The organism is Shimia sp. NS0008-38b (assembly GCF_040370365.1).
GTDB lineage: Bacteria > Pseudomonadota > Alphaproteobacteria > Rhodobacterales > Rhodobacteraceae > Shimia.
This window is the reverse complement of record NZ_BAABWQ010000003.1, coordinates 621,541-637,665: the sequence shown is the minus strand read 5'-3', so window position 1 is coordinate 637,665 and position 16,125 is coordinate 621,541. Positions and strand designations below refer to the sequence as shown.

The following is a 16,125-nucleotide window of genomic DNA, read 5'->3' as shown; positions in this document are numbered from 1 at the left end:
AGCCCCAATTGGGATGGCATCAGAATCGTAAGAGTTACAACTGCTCTCCAACAAGGGAGCGTACGAAGAGGGTGGTGAGGTTTTCTCGGCGCGACTGATTTGGCCAAATCGCGTGAATGCCAAGGGGCTTCATCGTCCATTCCGGCAACACGTGCACCAATTCGCCACGGTTGAATCCACGACGCGCGAGATGTTCAGGAATGGCCGTTAGCCCGAGGCCGCGCACAGAAAATTCATACAGCGCGCTGGCCGAGTTGACGGACAGGCTCGATTTTCCGAGCACTTTTGCAACTTGGCCGTCCTTGGTGGTCATCTCGGTGTGGTCCGCGCGCATTGCAAATCTGATCCAGTCCCAGCTTTCCAGATCGCTCGGGTTTGAGGGCGCGGGCATGGATGCAAAGTAGGTCGGGCTGGCCACCAAGAATCTGTCAACATGCCCAATAGTGCGCGCTACCAAATCACTGTCATCCAGCCACCCCGCCCGGATTGCCAGGTCAAATCCATCCCGGATGACATCTGACGGGCGGTCTGAGAAATGAAAATCCAGATCCACCTTGGGATATGCGCTGGCAAACCGCGCGAAGCTGTCCATCAATTCGGTTTGAGTCACGAAAGCGGGCGCGGTCACTTTTAATGCCCCGGCGGGCTCGTTGGACATCGGGCTGATTGCGTCAAGCCCGGACTCCGCTGCTCCAAGCATATCCTTTGCTGCATCGTTCAACTGTCGCCCTTCGTTTGTGAGCGAGAGTTGACGGGTTGAGCGATAAAGGAGCGTGACGCCAAGGTCTTTTTCAAGTTGCGAGACAACTTCGCTTATGCGTGATGGCGCAAGCCCGAGATGCAGGGCCGCAGCCCGAAAGGACCCTTGGTCAACGACCGTTGCAAAGATCGCAATGCTGCGAAGTTTATCAATCATTGTTCATCCTAGTCGAACAGTTCCGTCTGCAATCAGGTCATTATTCCGAACATACAACGTCTGTACATGTTTCCCCACAAGCAATTTGGGCTCACAAACGAAAATTCTGAGGACTACCTCCATGCAAATCACACGTTTTCTCGGTGCGACCGCTGTCGCTTTGGTCGCGACAACAACAAGCGTCTTTGCGGACAACAAGGAGACAGTGTCTGTTTTCTACGATCTGCTCAGCGATCCCGGCAATGCACGTCAAGTTGAAGCGTTTCAAAGTGCCACGACTGAAGGTTGGGAAAGCATCGGTGATTATTCTGGCAAAGCCAAAAGTCGCGAAGCCTTTCTTGGTCAGATGGGTGGGTTTGCTCAGCTGATACCTGACATCGACTGGGCCATTCAGGACATGCACGAGGATGGCGATACGGTTATTGTCCGTAGTCGCGCCACAGGTACACCTGTTGCACCTTTCTTCGGAGTGGACGGCGAGGGTCGTGGCTTTGACATCCTGACAATCGACATCCACGAGCTCGAAAACGGGAAGATCACCCGGACCTATCACGTGGAAGATTGGTCCACTGCGCTTCGGCAGCTTGCAGGCAAATAAGTCACACGACCAAACGGCGCATAGGAAGTCTGTGCGCCGCATGAAAAAGGATCACGGTATGCAACGAAGAACAGCTCTCAAGACCTCTATCGGCGCGGCACTCGCTCTGATCGTCGCAAGCAAAGCAGGCGCACAAGACATCGACGAAACCAGTCAAGCCACGCTGGACATTGTGATGGGACTCATGGGAGCCATGGGGTCGGGCGATATGGGCACGATGAACGATCTGATGGCCGATGACATGGTCTGGCACAACGAAGGTGACGCAACCCTCCCATGGATCGGTCCCTGGAACGGCAAAGAAGAGATCTTCAAGTTTTTGCCCATCTTTGGTGCAAATTTCCAAACCACTAAATGGGAAAACACAGACGTTTTGGCGTCAGGAGACACAGTGGCGGTGTTCGGGAATATGAACGGGATCACCACGAAGTCCGGTAAAGAAATCGGCGATTTCACTTTCGCTCTGCGCGCCAAAGTAAGCGACGGAAAGGTCGTTCTGTGGAACTGGTTCGAAGACAGTTTTGCCGTCAGCAAAGCCTATCACGGCTAAAGCGCATTTGGCGGGCAAGGCTTGCCCGCCAGTCAACTAGCAACAAAACGGGGGGACGTGCTGATGGGAAAAGGTTTGGACAACGTGCGCGATATCTATTTAGACGGTATCGCTGGCGGAAACATTCGTGAAGCCGTCACAAAGAATACCGGCCATCGCTACACACAGCATTCGACGGGTGTTGCAGATGGTGTCGAAGGCTTCCTAGAATTCTTTGTTCCCTTTGTTCAACGCAATCCAAAGCGCGAAATCAAGATCGTTCGGATTTTCGAAGACGGGCCGTGGGTGTTTTGCAGCGCCTTTCAATCGCTAAACAATGGCGAAGCAAAATGGATCACGATGGATTTGTTTTATACTGATCCCGATGGCCTGATTTTGGAACACTGGGACACGATCGCGCCATACGTTGAGGAAACTGCCTCGGGTGCTGGCATGGCTGCGGGAACCAAAGAAGTCGACATAAATGCCGACACGGTTGCAAGCAAATCACTCGTTCTCGAATTCACGAAACAAGTTCGGCAAGAAGGTGACTTTGACAAAGTCTCTGACTTTCTGGCTGATGATATCATTCAGCACAGCGCGACTATTGCAGCCGGGCATGTTGGTTTCGAGAGCTGGCTAAGATCCGATGAAGCCGGGTCATACGAAATGATGTTCCAACTAGTTGGCCAAGGAGATTTCGTTGCGACCTATGGCAAGCGATATGCCCGAGGCAAAGATATCGCTGTCTTTGACCTATATCGCGTGGCGCATGGAAAGATCGTTGAGCATTGGATGAATGAAGAAGAAATCAGCCCCCGCGAGGCCTGGGGCAACTCGGGCAAATTCTGACAGTGAATTTCCAAGGTGACTTTGATCGTCAGCCAAAGCACCTGCCTTGGGCAGACACATATGTTTCCGGCGACCAGAAGATCGGAGTGACCGCAGGCGAACATCAGATAGCGAAGCGCACGAGAAAGTAAAAAAGGAGTTGGCTATGACCCACTTTCGCAGCCTGTCGACAGTATTGTTAGGGCTCTGTCTAAGTTCGACTGTATCGGCGCAGGGTCTTTCCCTGCCCGAAAGACAGGGGCCACAACCAGAGACAACGAGTGGCGTGCCGCATATCCAAATCGGCGTCCTCCCTAAGCCTGAGTTATCCGAGGAATTGCTGCGCCGTGTGGATGCTTTGCCAGGCGTTGATCTTGGGGCAACTCGCGTTTCGCTGCCGGGCGCCGTTGGCTTCCAGCTCTCAAGTGACATGTTTCTGGCGCGTCCCGAAGTCATTGTCGGAGGACGTGAGTTTGCGCACCTTCATCCGGACGGCAGCCTGCATGCCAGCCTTACCCCTGAAATTGCTCAGGCGGCGATAGAGGCTGGTTGGGCTGTTGCGCACCCTTGGGCGCAGCAGCGCGACGGCTGGGAGGGATTCGTGATGATCTATACACCTAAGAACAAACAGGAACTGGAGGTTGTCTATGACCTAGTCAAAGCTTCGTACAGTTTTGTGAGTGGTGTAGCTGTTCGTTAGTTGGTCCAAAACAATGCGCTATGAAACTCCGACGGAAACCGCCGGGTCAAACGTTTAGCTATGAAACGCGTATTCGAAAGATTGCCAATGGTCAGAAACACTCTCAACCACCGCTATTTCATTTGGGCCGTTTTGGCATTGCCCTCAATTCCAATGATTGCGGCTTTGGCGTCCGGCGGGTCTGGTCCTAATGGCGTGCCTTTGACCGAGATGCTGCTGCACCCGACTGGTGAATTCAGCGCTCGATTTCTGATCATTACAATGATGCTTACGCCACTTCGGCTGTTGTTTCCGGCCTCTGGCTTTCTTCGCTGGATGATCAAGCGGCGACGCTACTTTGGCATGGCGGCGTTTTTCTATGCGCTTTTCCATACGGTGCTCTACGTCGTCGACATGAAGAACTTGCAAGCGATACTGGATGAGTTCTTTGCACTTGGAATCTGGACAGGGTGGTTGGCGATGCTGATCTTCATCCCTCTGGCACTAACGTCTACAGATAGCGCTGTGCGCAAACTGGGACTGCGCTGGAAGCCACTGCAGCGCACGGTCTACATCGCGGCAGTCGCGACTTTGCTGCATTGGGTCTTTGTTCATAACAATTTGGGCCCGGCGCTTGTACATTTTGTGCCGCTCGCGGCTTTGGAAACCTACCGTTTGTATTGCAACAGCCGCGCAAAATCGCAAAGAATCCAAGAGGTATGATATGTCCCTATTGACCAAACTCGCATCGGTGTCTGTCCTGCTTAGTTTGCCGCTCAGCGCCGAGGCAACTGGCATCCACAAATGCGAACCGACCGAGAAGTCCGCGTGGCTTAGTGACACCGAGATTACCGAGCAATTGGAAGCGAAAGGTTGGTCGGTCCGTTTCGTGAAAGAAGACGGGGGGTGTTGGGAAGTCTACGGTACGAACCCCGAGGGAAAGCGTGTTGAGGGCTACTTTCATCCCGTTACTGGAGCGCCGGAACTGATCGCACAACGTGGCCGCATTTTGTTTCGTGCCAACAGCGGAAGCGACCAGCGCTGCGTCCGTGAATGAACGTGGACGGTGTAGAGTGTTCGTTGAGCGTGCACTTGGTCTTCTGAGCCATTGTTGCAGTTGCGTTGTTCGTTCGCGACGTCTGGCCAAAAATTAAAAAGCCCCAGCGAATGCCGGGGCTTCTGTTAGCTTAAATACTTGTCGGCTCAGCCGATTGCTGCCGCTTTCACGTCTGCATCGATGTATGGTAGGTATTGCTCAAAATTGTCGGCAAACATGTTCACCAGCTTTTGAGCCTGCGCATCGTATGCCTCTTTGTCAGCCCATGTGCCGCGTGGGTCGAGCAGGCTGTCATCGACATCCGGTACAGATACCGGCACTTCAAAACCGAAATTGGGGTCTTTACGGAACTCTACGTGGTTCAAAGATCCATCCAGTGCGGCGGTCAATAGCGCGCGGGTGGCCTTGATTGGCATGCGGTTACCGGTGCCGTAAGCGCCGCCGGTCCAGCCGGTATTCACCAGCCAGCAGGTGGTGCCAAATTCCGCGATCTTGTTGCGCAGCAGGGCGCCGTAGGCTTCTGGGCGACGTGGCATGAAGGGGGCGCCGTAGCAAGTGGAGAAGGCCGGGGTTGGCTCGGTCAAACCACGCTCAGTGCCCGCCATTTTTGCGGTGAAGCCGGAGAGGAAGTGGTACTCTGCCTGTGCCGGGGTCAACCGCGCAATGGGAGGCAAGATGCCAAAGGCGTCACACGTCAGCATAATCACGTTTTTTGGGTGCCCGCCCAAACCGTTGTCGGAGGCGTTTGGGATCGAGTCCAACGGGTAGGCGCAGCGCATGTTCTCAGTGAGGCTCTTGTTCTCAAAGTCGAGCTCTTTGGTCTGCTCATCAAAGACCATGTTCTCAATCACAGTGCCAAACATCTGGGTGGTGGCGTAGATTTCAGGTTCCGCCTCGGGATTCAGACCGATGGTTTTGGCGTAGCAACCCCCTTCGAAGTTGAAGGTGCCACGATCTGACCAGCCGTGTTCGTCATCGCCGATCAGCGTGCGATTTGGGTCTGCAGAAAGCGTGGTCTTGCCGGTGCCCGACAGGCCGAAAAAGATGGCCGCATCGACCGGGTTGTCTTTGGCGTGGTTGGCGGAGCAGTGCATCGGCATGATGCCTTTTTCAGGCAACAGGTAGTTCAGCAAGCCAAATACGGATTTCTTGTTTTCGCCCGCATACTCTGTGTTGCCGATCAGGATCAACTTCTTCTCGATGTTCACGGCGATCACAGTTTCAGAGCGGCAGCCGTGTTTGGCTGGGTCTGCTTTGAAACTCGGACAGTTGATGATGGTATAGTCCGCCACGAAGTGATCCAGCGCATCACGATCCGGGCGGCGCAGCAAGTGGCGGATGAAAAGATTGTGCCAGGCCAGTTCGTTTACGACACGCACATTTATGGCGTGGGTTGGATCAGCCCCAGCGGTGAGGTCTTGGACAAAGTAGTCGCCGCCCTTCATATGCTCGAGCATATCGGCGTGCAGGCGGTCAAATGAGTCAGACTCCATCGGGGCGTTGTTTTCCCACCAGATGGTATCCTCGGTCATAGGCGTGCGGACCGTAAATTTATCTTTGGGGGATCGACCGGTGAATTCACCGGTGCTGACCAGGAAGGTTCCGCCGTTGCCAAGTGTGCCCTCGTCGCGTTTGAGCGCGTATTCGATCAGGGCTGGCTCCATAAAGTTGTAATAGACATTTCCCAGACCTTCGATCCCTTGATCTTGCAGGCGGAATTGCGGGTTTACCCGTCCAAATGTCATTATCTTACACTCCTGTAACCGCATGTGCTGTTGCGGCGTTCCTTGAAAGTCCTCGGGGCGAAATATTCTTGCGTTTCAACGCACCCCGAAGTGCGACAGGGCGGTCTTAACATGGCGATTATTAAGAAGAACAGGACGCTTTGGCACAGTTAGCGCAACCAAATGAAGGTTAGCGCAATCAGCCTTTCCGATCGGAAAGCCGTTGATGAGAGATGTGGCGAAAGTGAGGCAATTTAGCCATTGCTTAGTGAAATTCTGGCTAAATACGTCCGGTATGAGACCCGAATCGCACTTTTACATTGATTGCCCGGGCCTGAAATGCGCATAATGTTGCAAAAAACAGGCACATAATAAGAGCAGCATAAGGACCCGTCCGATGTCGAAAATAGCCCTTGTGGATGACGACAGGAATATCCTGACGTCAGTTTCCATCACCCTTGAGGCAGAGGGTTTTGAAGTCGAGACCTACAATGACGGCCAGCAAGCGCTGGACGCATTTAATAAAAAATTGCCAGATATGGCCGTATTGGACATTAAAATGCCCCGTATGGACGGCATGGATTTGTTGCAGCGTTTGCGACAGAAAACCAGCATGCCCGTGATTTTCCTGACCTCTAAAGACGATGAGATCGACGAAGTGCTCGGTCTGCGTATGGGGGCGGATGACTATGTCAAAAAGCCATTTTCCCAGCGTTTGTTGGTGGAGCGTATTCGCGCGTTGTTGCGCCGCCAGGAAGCGGTAGACGGTGATATCGTTGGCGATACAGAAGAAACCAAAATCATTGAACGCGGTGAGCTGACCATGGACCCGCTGCGCCACTCGGTCAGCTGGAAAGGTCAGGATGTGACATTGACAGTCACCGAATTCCTGCTGCTTCAAGCTCTTGCGCAACGCCCCGGCTTTGTGAAGAGTCGTGATCAGTTGATGGATGTGGCCTACGATGATCAGGTCTACGTAGATGACAGGACAATCGACAGCCACATCAAACGCTTGCGCAAGAAGATGCGGACAGTTGACCGGGACTTCTCTGCGATTGAGACGCTCTATGGCATCGGCTATAGATACAACGAAGAGTAACGACGCAAGGCCGGAAGGACCAACGTGCAGGACATGGCCCAAGGGAGGGATGGGGATGTTGTTTTGGGCGATGATTGGGTCGCACCGGAAGCCAACGTCCAGAAAGAGCTGCAAGGCCGACGCGAACGCCGTCGGCTTTTGCCGCTTTCAAAGTCCCCGCTGACCCGAAAAATCATCACTTTCAACCTGATTGCGCTATGCGTGCTGGTTGCTGGTATTTTGTATTTAAACAGTGCGCGTGACAGCTTTGCCGTCCAACGGGCGGCTGGTCTCGTGACGGAAGCCCGTCTGATCGCCGGTGCGTTTGAAGCGCAGTTGCCCGCTGGAGCGCCGGTGAATCTGGTGACCGGTGACGGTGTGGATGTGGCGGAAACCTTGGACAAGCTGCCTTTGCAGACAGGTACAAGTGTCGCTGTGTTTGATGTCTCGCCCTCCGTGGTTGGTCAAAAAGAGGGGGTGGCTTCCGCTGACGCTGCCGCCGCTTTTGCAGAGCGCCCTGACGGTACGCCGTTGACATCTACACTCAGTAAAATCTGGGAGGCGATCGCGGGCCCTGATGACACTACGCAGACTTCTGTTCCAGGCTTAGGTGAACAGCTGAAAACGCTGGCCGCCGATGCTCTCTCAGGTATGGAGAAACTTGCCACGCTCACAGACGCATCTGGCGATCGTATCTTCGCTATGGCGGTTCCTATCATGCAGGGGAATAGTGTGATCGGTGCGGTGGTTTTGACCAGTGCATCAGGTGAACTGGATCAAATGGTGAGTTCCGAACGCGAACGCGTCTTACAGATGTTTCTGATTGCCACGGTTGTTTCTGTGGGCCTGTCTATGGTGTTGGCATCCACGATTTCTAACCCACTTTCTGACTTGGCCGCCGCGGCCGAATTGGGGCGCGACAGCGACAGTCGCAAAGTGAACCCAGGGCGGGTGCGTATTCCCGACCTCACGGCGCGACCCGATGAGATTGGCCGGCTGTCCGGAGCTTTGCGCGGTATGGTGTCGGCACTTTATGAGCGGATCGATAGCAACGAACAGTTTGCGGCCGATGTCGCCCATGAGATTAAAAACCCACTTGCCTCGCTAAGATCAGCAGTTGGGTCGCTGCGTATGGTTAAAAAAGAAGAGCATCGTGAAAAGCTGCTCAATGTGATTGAGCATGATGTACGTCGTCTTGACCGTTTGGTGAGTGACATTTCCAATGCGTCGCGTCTCGACAGTGAATTGGTCAAAGAGGAAGAAGAGAATTTCGACCTGATGTCGATGATTGGAAACCTCAATCAGTATTTAAGTGAAGATGCGAAAACCAAGGGCATTGATTTCATTTCGGATCTCCCGGACCAACCGATTGAAATTAATGGTTTGGAAGCGCGACTTGCGCAGGTGTTTGTAAACTTGATCACCAACGCCATCAGCTTTTGTGAGGAAGGTGATGCAATCCGAGTCTGGGCGCGGAAGCGTGAGAATCGTGTGCTTGTGGTCGTAGAGGACACTGGTCCCGGCATTCCTGAGCAGGCGTTGAACAAAATCTTCAATCGGTTCTATTCGCATCGCCCGGAATCACAATTTGGCAACAACTCTGGCCTCGGGCTCGCAATATCCAAGCAAATCGTGGAAGCGCATGGCGGCGTGATTTGGGCTGAGAATATCCGGCCAACCGATGCGGATGTTACTTCAGAGCCTCTAGGTGCCCGTTTTGTTGTCGGTTTGCCGGTGTAATGACATGAGTTTGGGCCGGGATTTGTTTTCAGCCTCTCAGTCAAACGCAGTCGCAGACGATGAAACGTTGTTACACGGGTCCTGTGTCGCGCACGATGGGCGCGCTGTGCTGATCCGTGGAGCGTCAGGTACAGGAAAATCCGCACTAGCCCTTCAATTGATGGCCTATGGAGCGGAGTTGGTGGCCGATGATCAAACCGTCGTGCGGCGGTTTGGAGGTGATTTGTATGTGTCTGCTCCAGAGACAACACGGGGTCTGATTGAGGCCCGAGGAGTTGGTATTTTACAAGCGTCGCCCGTGTCTAATGCGCGTTTGCATCTTGTGGTGGATCTAGACGAAACCGAACAAGACCGACTTCCGCACCCTCGTGAAGCGCGCATTTTGGAGAGCGCTCTGCCTTTGTTGTTGGGAACGGAGGCTCCCTATTTTGCTGCTGCTGTGCTGCAGTGTTTGCGTCATGGAAGGAACGCCTAAATGCCGGATGTGCCTGCGTCGGACGCCAAAATCCCTCTTGTGCTGCTCACAGGCCCGTCGGGAGCCGGACGTTCTACAGCTATCAAAGCTTTGGAGGATGCCGGCTATGAAACCATCGACAACCTGCCGTTGGGCCTCTTGCATCGGCTTTTGTCTGGCCAAGCCTTAAAGCAGCCCATGGCTCTTGGCCTAGATGTTCGGAATCGCGACTTCTCCCCTGAAGCGCTGTTAGCGGCGATGGAATTGGCTGACGCGATGCCGAACACCATGGCGGAACTTCTATATCTTGATTGCCGTGCAGATGTGCTGCGGCGGCGGTACAATGAAACACGTCGCAATCACCCAATGGCGCGGCAGGAAGACCCTACAGAAGGTATTCAGCGAGAACTGTCTTTGTTGCACGGGGTTCAAGCTCACGCAGATGTTTTGATCGATACCTCCGAACTTTCTCCACACGATCTGCGCCACGCTGTGTCGACACGTTTTGCCCCGTTGCAAGGTCAGGAAATTGGCATCACGGTGCAGTCCTTCAGCTACAAACGTGGTCTACCTCAAGGCGCGGATATGGTGATGGATTGCCGGTTTCTTCACAATCCACATTGGCGATCTGAATTGCGCGACATGGATGGTGGCGATGCATTGGTCGGGGATTACGTGTCGCAAGACCCGGGGTTTGCGCCCTTTATGGAGCATCTGAAGGCAATGGTTGATGGTGTGTTGCCAGGATACATACGGGAGGGTCGCACCCATCTATTGATTGCGTTTGGATGTACCGGGGGGAAACATCGATCCGTCTTTGTGACGGAGAAGATGGCCGAATCCCTTGCAAACAGGGGCTGGCAGGTGTCTATAAGGCACCGCGAGCTTAACCGGTTTGCGTCTATCTCAGGACGTTCTTCGGCCAGCACAGAAGATGGGGAACAAACAGCTTGATCGGGATAGTGATCGTGGCGCATGGCGGGCTGGCCAAGGAATACCTGGCCGCCATGGAACATGTTGTGGGCGCGCAGGGTGGTGTGCAAGCGATCACGATCGAAGCCGATCATGATCGCCCACAAAAACAGCGTGAAATTTGCGAAGCGGCAGATAGCGTAGATCAGGGCGATGGCGTTGTGATCGTGACTGATATGTTCGGGGGATCGCCATCAAATTTGAGTTTGCGGGCCTGTGCGCCTTCCAATCGTCGTATTCTTTATGGTGCAAATTTGCCTATGTTGATCAAATTGGCCAAAAGTCGCCATTTGGCGGTTACAGATGCTGTTCGGGCTGCTCTGGAAGCTGGTCGCAAGTATATTGACAGCCAAAATATTCAAACAGGGTAGATACATGAGCGAGCTTGTCCAACGTACGATGCAGATCGTGAACGAAAAAGGCCTACATGCTCGGGCGTCCGCCAAACTGGTCGAAGTTGCAGAAGGTTTTGACGCAACGGCGCAAGTGGCAAAGGATGGCTTGAGTGCAGGCGGCGACAGTATTATGGGTTTGCTGATGCTGGCGGCTTCCAAAGGCACAAGCATCGACGTTGAAACCAGCGGGCCAGATGCACGGGCCTTGGCTGATGCCATTGAGGCGCTTGTCGCAGACAAGTTCGGTGAAGGCTTCTAAAGGCGGATTGTTGCGAGACGGGAATGAAAATTTGGTAGATACGGTGCCAGAGGCGCAGGTCAAAGCACCTGCAAGCGACACGGAAGGTCAGATCTACGACCGCCGCACGCTGACCTATGCCAACTCGTTCGATGATCGTTGGACCTCTTTTGCGATCCGGGCGATTGAGTGGTTGACCGGAAAGCTGACCATACTTCGGATGGTCAAAAAGTTTGAAGGCAACAATGAAAAATACCGCGGCCAGAAATTCTGGCGCGGGGCGCTCAATGTGATGGGGATAGAACTTCAGACGCCACAAGACCAGTTGGAGAATATCCCAACAGAAGGTCCTGTGGTGGTGGTTGCCAATCACCCACACGGTATGGTTGACGGAATGATTTTTGCGGATCTGATCGGCCGGCGCCGGCAGGACTATCGTATCCTGACGCGTTCTGTGCTGACCGGTTTGGATGAGGCAGCTTCTAGCTTTATGATCCCGGTGCCATTCCCCCACGATCCGGATGCGCAACGCAAGATGGTCGAGATGCGCAGTAAAACGATGGCGCATCTTAAGGAGGGTGGCGTTGTCGCGCTGTTCCCGTCTGGTGTGGTGATGAGTTCTGACACTTGGTTTGGCCCTGCCATAGAGCAGGAATGGAACGTATTCACGGCACAGCTTATCCGCCGTTCGGGCGCGCGCGTGGTGCCAATTTTCTATCCAGGGCAAAATAGTCGCGCGTATCAAATTGCCAACAAATTGTCCCCGATCTTACGTCAGGGGCTTCTGCTGCATGAAATTGTGCGTTCGTGCCACAGGCCGCAAAAACCAGTTGTTGGCGAGCCACTCACCGAAGAGCAGATGCAACAACTGCACAGTGATCCGCGCGGTTTTATGGCTTGGCTGCGCAAGCATACATTGGACCTTGGCAAGAGCGCGGATTGAGCTTCCTACGCGGGATCTAGGTGCCAATTCAAAGCGACTGCGGTTTTCTTCGAGACATTGCTTTGCTTCCCGACGCCCAGTCACCGGGTTGGCAGCGGTGTTTCTCCACGATAGTCATAAAATCCGCGTTTGGTTTTGCGTCCAAGCCACCCAGCTTCGACATATTTGGTGAGCAGTGGGCAGGGACGGTACTTGGTATCTGCCAATCCGTCATGCAAGACATTCATGATCGCCAAACATGTGTCCAATCCAATGAAGTCTGCCAGTTCGAGCGGGCCCATGGGATGGTTTGCGCCCAATTTCATCGCGTTGTCTATTGAGGCCACATTGCCGACGCCTTCGTAGAGCGTGTAGCAAGCTTCGTTGATCATCGGAATCAGAATTCGGTTTACAATGAAGGCAGGAAAGTCCTCGGCGCTTGCGGCGGTTTTTCCCAAACGCTCAACAATTCCTAAGCATGTCTGATAGGTGGCCTCATCAGTCGCAATACCGCGGATCAATTCCACCAGCTGCATCACCGGCACGGGGTTCATAAAATGAAAGCCCATAAACCGTTCGGGATGGTTCGTGCGGCTGGCCAAACGGGTGATCGAAATCGAAGAGGTGTTGGATGTCAGGATCGTGTCTGGGCCCACATGCGGTTTGAGCGTGTCAAAAATTTGGTGTTTGATCTCTTCGCGTTCAGTGGCGGCCTCAATGACCAAATCGGTGGTCCCAAGTGCGGGCAGCTCGAGCGTGGTGTCGATCCGTGCCATGGCATCCGCTTTTTCGGTGACTGAGATCTTCTCACGGCTGACTTGGCGTTCCAGGTTTTTGTCGATTCGTGCCACCGCCGCATCCAAAGCGTCTTGGCTGATATCATTCAAAAGCACATCAAATCCAGACACGGCCATAACATGTGCAATGCCATTTCCCATTTGGCCCGCACCGACGACCCCAATTGTCTTGATGTCCATGTATTTAACCCTCTCGACGTTTCGCTGACCTTATGCCCGGCAACGGTCAGGCCGCAAGAGGGGGAGGTTCCTAAAAGTTATGACAAAGGCCGCCATTAGCTTTTTCGCAAGGCCTTTGCGCGATTCTCTTAGATGGGTGAGAAAATTAGGGTGAGAAAATGTCTTACGAAAAGATGGTTGGCGATGAGCTCAATTATGAGCCATGCCAATATGGAGAGTCGCGGCTGACATTCCGTGGACCTCAGAAGAGCCTATCCAAACCGTATGTGGCGTTCCTGGGGGGAACTGAAACCTACGGAAAATTCATACCACAGCCATTTGTGGAAATTCTTGAGGACACGTTGGATTTGGGCTGTGTGAACTTGGGATATGTGAACGCAGGCATTGATGCCTTTCTGGCGGAGCCCTCTGTTTTGGAAATTGCGCAAAAGTCCGAACTGACGGTTATTCAGATCATGGGCGCGCAGAATATGTCCAACCGGTACTACAAAGTGCACCCCCGTCGTAATGATCGGTTTATTGGCGCCTCCAACATGATGCAGATGGTTTTCAACGAAGTTGACTTTAGTGAATTCCATTTCACCCGACACATGCTTGGCACGCTATGCGCTCGCACCCCTGACCGCTATGCGATGGTGCGGGACGAACTGCGTATGGCGTGGAGCGCACGCATGAAGTTGTTGCTGAACACCATCGGGGGGAAAGTTGTGTTGCTTTGGATGGCAGATCACGCACCTGAGACAGCTTTGGGGACCAGCGGACTTGGTGCCGATCCGCTGTTTGTTGATCGTTTGATGATCGAAGAATTGCGCCCTTTGGTTGAAGATGTGGTTGAGGTTGTGGTCAGCGACAAGGCGGTTTCGCAAGGCATCGAGGGCATGCAGTTTACCGAATTGGAGCGCGTTGCCGCACAGCGAATGCTGGGCGTCCAAGCACATGTTGAAACCGCGACGGCGCTATCTCGGGCCTTGAAGGCGTCTTTGTAAATCACGCGTTGAGGTGCTTAATGAACTGAAAAAGGCCCGCCTAATTGGGCGGGCCTTTAAAATTTCACACGTGGTTTGTGTTAGCCGAGCTTTTCGGTCAACGCAGGAACCGCGTCAAACAGGTCAGCCACCAGACCAAAGTCTGCCACTTGGAAAATTGGCGCTTCTTCGTCTTTGTTGATCGCTACGATGATCTTGGAATCCTTCATACCCGCGAGGTGCTGAATGGCGCCGGAGATACCTGCGGCGATGTACAGCTCAGGAGCAACGACCTTGCCAGTTTGACCAACCTGCCAGTCGTTGGGCGCGTAGCCAGAGTCAACCGCGGCCCGAGACGCACCAACGGCGGCTCCCAGCTTGTCGGCCAGTGCCTCGATGATTTTGAAGTCTTCCTCAGAGCCAACACCGCGGCCGCCTGACACAACGATGCCAGCAGAGGTTAACTCAGGCCGGTCGCTTTCCGCGACCTTGTCTTCAACCCACTCAGACAGGCTTGGGTTTTCCGCAGCGCTGATGGTTTCGACAGATGCAGAGCCGCCTTCGCCAGCTGCGTCAAAGGTAGATGTACGGAAGGTGATCACCTTCTTGGCGTCGGACGATTTGACGGTCTGGATAGCGTTGCCGGCGTAGATTGGACGCTCAAATGTGTCGGCATCCACAACAGCGGTTACCTCAGACAACACCATCACGTCCAACAGCGCTGCCACTCGGGGCATAACGTTTTTGGCGTCGGTGGTGGCTGGTGCAACGATGTGGCTGTAGTCGTCCGCAAGCGATACAATCAGAGCGGCCGTTGGCTCGGCCAAGCGGTGACCCAGCGAGGCGTCTTCGGCTACAAGAACTTTGGCAACACCATCAATCTTTGCGGCGGCTTCGCCTGCAGCGGCAGCAGATGCGCCGGCGGCCAGAACAGTTACATCGCCCAATGCTTTGGAAGCGGCGACAGCTTTGGCGGTGGCGTCAAGCGCCAGTTCACCATTGGTTACTTCTGCGAGAAGAAGAACAGCCATTACACAGCCCCCGCTTCTTTGAGTTTCTCAACCAGCTCATCAACAGAGCCGACGATGATACCTGCAGCGCGCTCAGATGGCTCAGAGGTTTTCACAATTTCCAAACGAGGCGTTACGTCTACGCCGTAGTCTGCTGCCGTTTTCTCGTCCAGCGGCTTACGCTTGGCTTTCATGATGTTTGGCAGAGACGCATAGCGTGGCTCGTTCAGACGCAGGTCGACCGAGATGATGGTCGGAGTGGAGACCTTGATGGTCTGCAGGCCGCCATCCACTTCGCGGGTCACAACGGCGGTGTCGCCATCGATGTCCACTTCAGACGCAAACGTCGCTTGTGACCAACCCAGCAATGCAGACAGCATCTGTCCGGTTGCATTCATGTCATTGTCGATGGCCTGCTTGCCGCAGAGCACGACTCCGGGCTGCTCTTCTTCCACGACTTTGGCGAGGATTTTAGCAACAGCCAGAGGCTCGATATCTTGGTGTACGTCGTCAGATGCAACAACCAGGATGGCGCGGTCAGCGCCCATTGCCAACGCGGTGCGCAGCGTCTCCTGAGCTTGCTTTACGCCGATGGAAACAGCGATAACCTCGTCCGCCTTACCGGCCTCTTTCAGGCGGATGGCCTCTTCGACGGCAATTTCGTCAAATGGGTTCATCGACATTTTTACATTGGCGAGATCAACACCGGTCCCGTCCGCTTTCACACGGACTTTCACGTTGTAGTCAATCACGCGCTTGACAGGCACAAGTACCTTCATGGGCGTAGGACTCCTTAAAGTTTGTTAAGCTGCAGGCGCAGCTCGTCGAATGCTCTCACCGCGTTGATATATATTCAGAGGCAGGTGAAACAGAGAAAAATCGTCATGTTTTGCCGCTTGGACGTCGCGTATCGCCAAATTCACGCTACGTTCTTTGCAGGAATGTTTCCGCGATGCAGAAAAGTTACGTAAGGGCGGATTGCGTCACCCTGTTCGTTAGCGCAATCAGTTGGTTTCGCCCCGTGACAGCGATTCGCACGG

At 53.9% G+C, this 16,125-nt stretch carries 19 protein-coding genes; 14 read left to right on the top strand and 5 right to left on the bottom strand.

Annotated features, from left to right (window positions below):
• Positions 1 to 34 precede the first annotated feature (34 nt).
• On the bottom strand, positions 35 to 916 hold the full coding sequence (locus ABWV47_RS15290; protein ID WP_353313319.1) for a LysR family transcriptional regulator: 882 nt from the start codon (positions 914 to 916) through the stop codon (positions 35 to 37).
• Between the two features lie 121 nt (positions 917 to 1,037).
• Between ABWV47_RS15290 and ABWV47_RS15285 the strand changes: the two genes are divergently transcribed.
• The 6 genes from ABWV47_RS15285 (at position 1,038) to ABWV47_RS15260 (ending at position 4,610) form a co-directional block, all read left to right on the top strand.
• The gene (locus ABWV47_RS15285) at positions 1,038 to 1,514 is read left to right on the top strand and encodes an ester cyclase (protein ID WP_353313317.1); all 477 of its coding nucleotides are present in this window, start codon (positions 1,038 to 1,040) and stop codon (positions 1,512 to 1,514) included.
• 58 nt (positions 1,515 to 1,572) lie between these two features.
• Positions 1,573 to 2,064, top strand: a complete 492-nt coding sequence (locus tag ABWV47_RS15280; protein WP_353313315.1) for a nuclear transport factor 2 family protein — start codon at positions 1,573 to 1,575, stop codon at positions 2,062 to 2,064.
• A 63-nt stretch (positions 2,065 to 2,127) separates the two neighbouring features.
• Positions 2,128 to 2,895, top strand: a complete 768-nt coding sequence (locus ABWV47_RS15275; protein ID WP_353313313.1) for a nuclear transport factor 2 family protein — start codon at positions 2,128 to 2,130, stop codon at positions 2,893 to 2,895.
• A gap of 145 nt (positions 2,896 to 3,040) precedes the next feature.
• Positions 3,041 to 3,574 (top strand): luciferase domain-containing protein, encoded by a 534-nt coding sequence (locus ABWV47_RS15270; protein ID WP_353313311.1) that lies wholly within the window; start codon positions 3,041 to 3,043, stop codon positions 3,572 to 3,574.
• 87 nt (positions 3,575 to 3,661) lie between these two features.
• Entirely contained in the window at positions 3,662 to 4,276 is a 615-nt protein-coding gene (locus ABWV47_RS15265) for a protein-methionine-sulfoxide reductase heme-binding subunit MsrQ (protein WP_353313309.1), read from the top strand.
• A 1-nt stretch (position 4,277) separates the two neighbouring features.
• Positions 4,278 to 4,610: a PepSY domain-containing protein gene (locus ABWV47_RS15260; protein WP_353313307.1), complete on the top strand. Its 333-nt coding sequence runs from the start codon at positions 4,278 to 4,280 to the stop codon at positions 4,608 to 4,610.
• A 146-nt stretch (positions 4,611 to 4,756) separates the two neighbouring features.
• Here ABWV47_RS15260 and ABWV47_RS15255 read toward each other — a convergent pair whose 3' ends face one another.
• Positions 4,757 to 6,355 (bottom strand): phosphoenolpyruvate carboxykinase, encoded by a 1,599-nt coding sequence (locus ABWV47_RS15255; protein ID WP_353313305.1) that lies wholly within the window; start codon positions 6,353 to 6,355, stop codon positions 4,757 to 4,759.
• Between the two features lie 376 nt (positions 6,356 to 6,731).
• Between ABWV47_RS15255 and ABWV47_RS15250 the strand changes: the two genes are divergently transcribed.
• From ABWV47_RS15250 to ABWV47_RS15220, 7 genes are read left to right on the top strand one after another with little or no spacing between them, the layout of a single operon-like run.
• On the top strand, positions 6,732 to 7,433 hold the full coding sequence (locus tag ABWV47_RS15250; protein WP_353313303.1) for a response regulator transcription factor: 702 nt from the start codon (positions 6,732 to 6,734) through the stop codon (positions 7,431 to 7,433).
• Between the two features lie 33 nt (positions 7,434 to 7,466).
• Positions 7,467 to 9,152, top strand: a complete 1,686-nt coding sequence (locus ABWV47_RS15245; protein ID WP_353313301.1) for a sensor N-terminal transmembrane domain-containing protein — start codon at positions 7,467 to 7,469, stop codon at positions 9,150 to 9,152.
• 4 nt (positions 9,153 to 9,156) lie between these two features.
• Positions 9,157 to 9,627: an HPr kinase/phosphorylase gene (locus ABWV47_RS15240; protein WP_353313299.1), complete on the top strand. Its 471-nt coding sequence runs from the start codon at positions 9,157 to 9,159 to the stop codon at positions 9,625 to 9,627.
• Positions 9,628 to 10,560 (top strand): RNase adapter RapZ, encoded by a 933-nt coding sequence (rapZ, locus tag ABWV47_RS15235; RefSeq protein WP_353313297.1) that lies wholly within the window; start codon positions 9,628 to 9,630, stop codon positions 10,558 to 10,560. It abuts the gene before it with no gap.
• The gene (locus ABWV47_RS15230) at positions 10,557 to 10,949 is read left to right on the top strand and encodes a PTS sugar transporter subunit IIA (protein WP_353313295.1); all 393 of its coding nucleotides are present in this window, start codon (positions 10,557 to 10,559) and stop codon (positions 10,947 to 10,949) included. The genes rapZ and ABWV47_RS15230 overlap by 4 nt, the downstream gene beginning before the upstream one ends.
• A 4-nt stretch (positions 10,950 to 10,953) precedes the next feature.
• Positions 10,954 to 11,232 carry an HPr family phosphocarrier protein gene (locus tag ABWV47_RS15225; protein WP_353313293.1) on the top strand — a complete coding sequence of 93 codons (279 nt, stop codon included), beginning with the start codon at positions 10,954 to 10,956 and terminating at the stop codon, positions 11,230 to 11,232.
• Positions 11,233 to 11,263: 31 nt separating this feature from the next.
• Entirely contained in the window at positions 11,264 to 12,154 is an 891-nt protein-coding gene (locus tag ABWV47_RS15220) for a lysophospholipid acyltransferase family protein (RefSeq protein ID WP_422065579.1), read from the top strand.
• A gap of 80 nt (positions 12,155 to 12,234) precedes the next feature.
• Here ABWV47_RS15220 and ABWV47_RS15215 read toward each other — a convergent pair whose 3' ends face one another.
• Positions 12,235 to 13,110, bottom strand: a complete 876-nt coding sequence (locus ABWV47_RS15215; protein WP_353313291.1) for a 3-hydroxybutyryl-CoA dehydrogenase — start codon at positions 13,108 to 13,110, stop codon at positions 12,235 to 12,237.
• 158 nt (positions 13,111 to 13,268) lie between these two features.
• Here ABWV47_RS15215 and ABWV47_RS15210 point away from each other — a divergent pair, with 158 nt between their 5' ends.
• Positions 13,269 to 14,096, top strand: a complete 828-nt coding sequence (locus ABWV47_RS15210) for a DUF6473 family protein (RefSeq protein WP_353313289.1) — start codon at positions 13,269 to 13,271, stop codon at positions 14,094 to 14,096.
• 80 nt (positions 14,097 to 14,176) lie between these two features.
• Here ABWV47_RS15210 and ABWV47_RS15205 read toward each other — a convergent pair whose 3' ends face one another.
• Both ABWV47_RS15205 and ABWV47_RS15200 read right to left on the bottom strand, forming a co-directional pair.
• Entirely contained in the window at positions 14,177 to 15,106 is a 930-nt protein-coding gene (locus ABWV47_RS15205) for an electron transfer flavoprotein subunit alpha/FixB family protein (RefSeq protein ID WP_353313287.1), read from the bottom strand.
• The gene (locus tag ABWV47_RS15200) at positions 15,106 to 15,864 is read right to left on the bottom strand and encodes an electron transfer flavoprotein subunit beta/FixA family protein (RefSeq protein ID WP_353313285.1); all 759 of its coding nucleotides are present in this window, start codon (positions 15,862 to 15,864) and stop codon (positions 15,106 to 15,108) included. Before ABWV47_RS15200 ends, ABWV47_RS15205 begins: the two co-directional genes overlap by 1 nt.
• Positions 15,865 to 16,125: the final 261 nt, after the last annotated feature.

What these genes read in the sequence shown, in the direction of transcription:
- ABWV47_RS15255 (WP_353313305.1), bottom strand. Translation starts at nt 6,355, where the DNA reads ATGACATTTGGACGGGTAAACCCGCAATTCCGCCTGCAAGATCAAGGG.
- ABWV47_RS15280 (WP_353313315.1), top strand. Translation starts at nt 1,573, where the DNA reads ATGCAACGAAGAACAGCTCTCAAGACCTCTATCGGCGCGGCACTCGCT.
- ABWV47_RS15285 (WP_353313317.1), top strand. Translation starts at nt 1,038, where the DNA reads ATGCAAATCACACGTTTTCTCGGTGCGACCGCTGTCGCTTTGGTCGCG.
- ABWV47_RS15240 (WP_353313299.1), top strand. Translation starts at nt 9,157, where the DNA reads ATGAGTTTGGGCCGGGATTTGTTTTCAGCCTCTCAGTCAAACGCAGTC.
- ABWV47_RS15245 (WP_353313301.1), top strand. Translation starts at nt 7,467, where the DNA reads ATGGCCCAAGGGAGGGATGGGGATGTTGTTTTGGGCGATGATTGGGTC.
- ABWV47_RS15225 (WP_353313293.1), top strand. Translation starts at nt 10,954, where the DNA reads ATGAGCGAGCTTGTCCAACGTACGATGCAGATCGTGAACGAAAAAGGC.
- ABWV47_RS15270 (WP_353313311.1), top strand. Translation starts at nt 3,041, where the DNA reads ATGACCCACTTTCGCAGCCTGTCGACAGTATTGTTAGGGCTCTGTCTA.
- ABWV47_RS15215 (WP_353313291.1), bottom strand. Translation starts at nt 13,110, where the DNA reads ATGGACATCAAGACAATTGGGGTCGTCGGTGCGGGCCAAATGGGAAAT.
- ABWV47_RS15205 (WP_353313287.1), bottom strand. Translation starts at nt 15,106, where the DNA reads ATGGCTGTTCTTCTTCTCGCAGAAGTAACCAATGGTGAACTGGCGCTT.
- rapZ (WP_353313297.1), top strand. Translation starts at nt 9,628, where the DNA reads ATGCCGGATGTGCCTGCGTCGGACGCCAAAATCCCTCTTGTGCTGCTC.
- ABWV47_RS15275 (WP_353313313.1), top strand. Translation starts at nt 2,128, where the DNA reads ATGGGAAAAGGTTTGGACAACGTGCGCGATATCTATTTAGACGGTATC.
- ABWV47_RS15265 (WP_353313309.1), top strand. Translation starts at nt 3,662, where the DNA reads ATGGTCAGAAACACTCTCAACCACCGCTATTTCATTTGGGCCGTTTTG.
- ABWV47_RS15260 (WP_353313307.1), top strand. Translation starts at nt 4,278, where the DNA reads ATGTCCCTATTGACCAAACTCGCATCGGTGTCTGTCCTGCTTAGTTTG.
- ABWV47_RS15250 (WP_353313303.1), top strand. Translation starts at nt 6,732, where the DNA reads ATGTCGAAAATAGCCCTTGTGGATGACGACAGGAATATCCTGACGTCA.
- ABWV47_RS15210 (WP_353313289.1), top strand. Translation starts at nt 13,269, where the DNA reads ATGTCTTACGAAAAGATGGTTGGCGATGAGCTCAATTATGAGCCATGC.
- ABWV47_RS15290 (WP_353313319.1), bottom strand. Translation starts at nt 916, where the DNA reads ATGATTGATAAACTTCGCAGCATTGCGATCTTTGCAACGGTCGTTGAC.
- ABWV47_RS15200 (WP_353313285.1), bottom strand. Translation starts at nt 15,864, where the DNA reads ATGAAGGTACTTGTGCCTGTCAAGCGCGTGATTGACTACAACGTGAAA.